The organism is Roseateles sp. (assembly GCF_049240545.1).
In the GTDB taxonomy this organism is placed as follows: Bacteria; Pseudomonadota; Gammaproteobacteria; order Burkholderiales; family Burkholderiaceae_C; genus Paucibacter_A.
The window spans coordinates 1-1,462 of the sequence record NZ_JBMLSK010000201.1 but is presented as its reverse complement, the minus strand read 5'-3'; the positions used below and the strand labels follow the sequence as shown (position 1 = coordinate 1,462).

1 protein-coding gene is annotated in these 1,462 nt (G+C 65.0%); it reads left to right on the top strand.

The window, feature by feature from the left end; genetic code table 11:
* The first annotated feature begins 136 nt into the window (after nucleotides 1-136).
* Nucleotides 137-1,378: an IS110 family transposase gene (locus ACOVRJ_RS12575; RefSeq protein ID WP_422044191.1), complete on the top strand. Its 1,242-nt coding sequence runs from the start codon at nucleotides 137-139 to the stop codon at nucleotides 1,376-1,378.
* Nucleotides 1,379-1,462 lie beyond the last annotated feature (84 nt).

Genomic DNA, 1,462 nt, shown 5'->3' with positions numbered 1-1,462 from the left:
AGTTCCTTGCGGAACCCGGGCGCCTGACAGCCCACATTAAAGAGAGCCGCCGGGCTTGCCCGGCAGGCCGTTGGTCGGCGGCACCTGCGCGGGCCCGCACGCTTGTGATTGTTGTTCAAGCTGCAGGAGATATGCAATGGATCTGACCCCGATGCACAAGCGCGTGATCGCGCTGGATGTTCACCAAGCCAAGATCACCGCGTGCGCAGTCGTCGAGCATGACGACGGCCGTGTGGAGGTCACCAAGCGCGACTTCGGTGCCTTCAAACGCGACCGCCGCGCACTGGCGCAGTGGGCGCTGGAGATTCGGCCCGAGGTGGTGGTGATGGAGAGCACGGGCGTGTACTGGAAGAGCCCGTTCGCGGCCCTGGAGTCGGTGGGCATCATCGCGTGGGTGGTCAACGCCCGGCACGTCAAGGCCGTGCCCGGTCGCAAGACCGACATGGCTGATGCGCAGTGGCTGGCCACGCTGGCGCGGGCGGGTTTGCTGCGCGCGTCGTTCATCCCACCGCTGCAGATGCGCCAACTCCGTCTGGTGGCGCGTCAGCGCCAAAAGCTGGTGGGCATGTGCAGTGCCGAGAAGAACCGACTGCACAAGGTGCTGGTGGACGCGGGCATCCGCATCAACGTGCTGGTGGCCGACATCCATGGCGCCAGCAGCCGCGCCATGGTCAAGGCGTTGATCGCAGGCAAGCCCATCCACGAGGTGTTGGACTGCAAGGGCCGACTGCGGGCCAGCCGAGAAGAGCTGTTCGAGGCCTTAGACACGAACGAATGCGGCACCGAGCAGTTCAGCGCCGTGCACCGCTTCGTGGCCCAGGAGATCATGCAGCACATCGAGCAGATCGAGCAGCGCATTGCGCGGCTGGATCAGTACCTGCTCGAAGGCCTGCGGCCCTGGCAGGCGCAGCTCAAGCTGTTACAGACCCTGCCCGGCATCGACGAGCAAGGTGCGGCCATGCTGCTGGTGGAGATCGGCGCGGACATGAGCGTCTTCGGCAGCGCCGAGCGGCTGGCCAGCTGGGTGGGTATCTGCCCGGGCAACAACGAAAGCGCCGGCAAGCGCAAGACCGGGCGCATCCGCAAAGGCAACGCTTGGGTCAGAAGGCTGTTGTGCGAGTTCGCCCAGGCTGCGGCCCGAACGCGCTGCGCGCTCAAGGCCAAATTCGACGCACTGACCATCCGCAAAGGCCGCAAGAAATCGGTCGTGGCGCTGGCCCACAAGATGCTGCGTACCGTCTACGCCATGCTGGCCAACGGCACCCACTACCAGGACAAGGAGGTCGACTACGAGGCGCTGAACGTTCAGCGTAATGCGCCGCGCTGGATCAAGATGCTGCGCAAACACGGCTTCATCGCCACGCCAGCAGCCGCCTGATTTCATCGCCAGGCCGCCTCTCAGGTTCGGGCCAGCCTCAGGTCAGGCACTGTCACGTCTGCGGGTAGGTGTCTTCCACATTAA

Coding starts and splice junctions, on each gene's coding strand:
- ACOVRJ_RS12575 (WP_422044191.1), top strand. CDS start 137: ATGGATCTGACCCCGATGCACAAGCGCGTGATCGCGCTGGATGTTCAC.